Source organism: Glutamicibacter protophormiae (assembly GCF_014647495.1).
Classification (GTDB): Bacteria; Actinomycetota; Actinomycetes; order Actinomycetales; family Micrococcaceae; genus Glutamicibacter; species Glutamicibacter protophormiae.
Genome location: NZ_BMPH01000028.1, coordinates 1 through 3,418, shown reverse-complemented (window position 1 = coordinate 3,418; position 3,418 = coordinate 1). Strand labels below are relative to the sequence as shown.

Annotated in this window: 1 protein-coding gene; it reads left to right on the top strand. The window is 54.5% G+C overall.

The window, feature by feature from the left end:
• Positions 1-507 precede the first annotated feature (507 nt).
• On the top strand, positions 508-2,835 hold the full coding sequence (locus IEY43_RS17975; RefSeq protein ID WP_188950395.1) for a helix-turn-helix transcriptional regulator: 2,328 nt from the start codon (positions 508-510) through the stop codon (positions 2,833-2,835).
• The last annotated feature ends 583 nt before the right edge of the window (positions 2,836-3,418 follow it).

The window sequence follows — 3,418 nt, the reverse complement described above, 5'->3', positions numbered from 1 at the left end:
GAGCCCGACGGATCCAACTGAGCCGAGCCCGACGGATCCAACTGAGCCGAGCCCGACGGATCCAACCGAGGAACCTGCAGAAGAATCAACCGAGTCGCCAGAGAAGAGCAAGGATCCTTCACAGGATCCAACCTCTGCTGAGAAGTCTGATCAGCCTTCAGGCTCGGACTCTGTGGATGGTTCCGAGGAACCGCAGCAGACGCAGAAGCCAAAAGACGATGGACTGGCTAGCACCGGTTTCACTGCCTTGTGGCTACTGGCGCTTGGTTTGGTCTTGACGGCGGCTGGTTTAGTTTTGGCTCGACGCACTCGCGGACGTCACAGCTAGTCAGCTCTTGAAGTAATACAAAAAGCAATGCCCGGATTTCCCATTTAGGAGATCCGGGCATTGCCCTATTCCTAGCAATATTTCTCGGCCGCGTGAGCTAAAGTCCGGCGGTGCCCCTGTGTCAAAAACTACCCCGAACTCTTTCCGAAAGATCCCAAGTCAAAGGATATAATTTGGGCATGGACCCCCAAACGCAGTCAAGGCCTCCCGCTGAAGAACTTGTTGCCGAGATTTTATGGGACCGGATAGCCCCAAGCCTCGATCCGGAGATAGGCTTGTTGTTGATCTATGCGCCGCAAGAATCGAATCGGCACCGGGTGGCTCTACGATGGCTCGATGGCCAAGGCGAGCTGATCAACGTGGGTATTCCGCCCGAGGAGATCTTCGATAAAATTGCCGAACAGCAGATGCGTGCACCCAACACACGCATAGCGGTCATTCTTCCTGCTGATTTTCCCGCCACCAAGATGCTGCGCCATTTCAATGCTCACGTTGTTGATTTCAAGGATCTTTTCTTAACCGCTTCAGATATATCCACGTTGACCGGAGAAGATTTCCCTGATGCAGAAAGATTATGGCAACTGACCGGTGGTTGGCCTGGTTGTGTGCGTAGTCTCTTGGCGGATTCCTCTAATCAAAATGCAGCAGTCAATGCGCTGCGTCGTGCGGCCTTGCCATGGATTGGTGCTCTTGATCCTGAAGGCATATTGAGGGAGTGCGCGTTCCTTCCTGAACTTACTGAAGATCTCATGGTAGCTTTCTATGGCGATCGTTATCCAAACCCTCCAAGTATCTCGGCCCTTAGCCGCGCGGCCATGGCACAACGCTCCCTGTCCGGGGACTGGGCTATGCCCGAATTGCTTCGGCAGGTGATTATTGACGACTTGGAATGGCGGGAGCCCCAGCGTGCACAGTGGCTCCACGAGCACGCCATCGAATCCATGCATGCGGCTGGAAGAACCGGCGAGGCCGTACGTTCAGCACTAGGCAGACATTCGTGGCGGGCTCTTTCCACCGTCCTCGTCGATGGGTGGGTGGACCTTTTTACCACTGAGCCACGTCTCCTATTCGAGGCAGGCACCCGGTTGCCTCGATGGGCTACTCGACGATCGCAAATCTATGGTCCTGCGATGAAGATCGCTGCCGCGGCCGTTAAAGACCGGATGGTTATTCCTTTTCCGACAACGGAGCCTGACTATTTGACGGATCAGACTGCCCAATTGCTACGCGAGCACACCATCGAGCTCTATAGGCAACCGAAATCTGAGGCTATCTTCGCGGGCTTGGTTGAGTTGGGAATACTGAGGTTCCACGGCCACTACGGTTCCGAAGGGGCGGATGCCGCACGCCGTCTACGTCGTGCGGTCCGGCAGGCAACAGCTGCTGGCAATGTTAGACCATCGTTGGCAGCCATGGCTGAATTACATGCCGGAATGTCGATGGATATCGCCAACGAACGCCCTGCGGCGGCAGCCGCTTACGAATCTGCGTGGTCCTTGGCCGAGGTTACGGAAAACCATTTTATTGCCGCGGATGCAGCATCCAAATTATCGCTGGTTCATGCTCAGGAAGGCAACACCCGTGCTGCTCGTCGCTGGCTCGTAAGCTTCCGCCATCATCATTCCAAGGTTCGTTGGGGTTCGGCAATGGTCGGTCGAGCTGCAGAACTTGCCGAAGCATTCGTGGCTTTCGCCGAGTTGGATATCGGAAAATTGGGTTCAGTACTTGGTCGACTGCCAGATGAGCCTGATAACGATGAGTTTTGGGCGGTGCACGCGCTGCTACTTGCCATCCATGCGGCATCGACTGATCGAGCAGAGGCAGCGCATCGGATTCTGGGGGAACTTGTGCTCTCCCGCCCCTATGCAGCCAATTCACCCATGGCCGGTAGAGCCTTGCATCATGCCGCAGCATTTCTGGGTGTTGAGGGTGGTTTCAATGCGTTGAATCATCAAGGCGCGTCCACAATACCCGCTTCTTCACCTGAACTCATTGCAACCCGTGCGCTGTATCGACTGTATCGGGGGGACCGCAACGGGGCTCTTGCTGTTCTGGCGGCAACGCCGAGCTTAGTGACTGGAGCCCGGCACGATAATCTGATCCGAAATACGCGGCTAGCAGCACGTTACATTGGGGCGCTGCCGGAAGGCGTCCTGGAGGACATTGCAAAACGACATGCAGTGGATGGTGAGCTGATTGATTTGGCTCCGTTTTGGATGAGCGGGAGCATGTTGGAATTGGAAGAGTTGCTGCAACTTACTTCCGATCAGCTGGACAGATTGAAGATTTTTATGCCACCCACCAGTGTCGAGGTGAGGCCTGTTTTGACTGATCGTGAACTCAGTGTGCTGGCAGGCCTGCGTGCGGACCTTTCACGGGGTCGAATCGCAGAAGAGCTTTTTGTTTCGCCTAACACTGTTAAATCGCAGATTAGTTCTCTCTACCGCAAGCTGGATGTTAATTCAAAAGCGGAAGCACTAAAAATTGCCAGCCATTGGGGGTACTAATCAGCGTTCGGCATGCCAGTTGAGATGTCCAGTGAGCTTAGTTGTATCAATGCTCATGGGCTGGCAGCAATGTCGGTACATAGTTGGTGGCACTGGGTTTTGTGACTAATCAGGGTCGCAAATCTGTTGATCTTTCAACTGTCGAGGATTTTTTAATGAAGCCGACCGATCTGTGTGTCATAAACGACCGTTTTTGATGTCCCGCAAAAGGAACGCTCTGCGGGACACCGTAGCCCGTTCCTTCCCACCGCTGTTCATCGTGATGTGTTCCAGCATTGGCAAGCTCTCAGGCGGACGCCACCACGGCATCCACTTGCTGGTGGGGATCGCGGTGTTCTGAACCGTCCCGGAAATCATGCCGTTAGTTATTTAGCGGCATTATTTTTGCGAAGGTTCATACGCAAGATCTCCGCAGACACGAGGATTTTCTAGGACAGTGTTAGGGGATACTGATTGCGCTATTTGGTCATCCCGCTGTCGATGACGGAATGATCTCCCGGGTGGCGTCACGTCTAGTTGTACTGTCCAGGCAGGTTGGTTAAGCGGCTGATGGGTGGAAGGTTCCCGATCGCGGTGTGGGGCC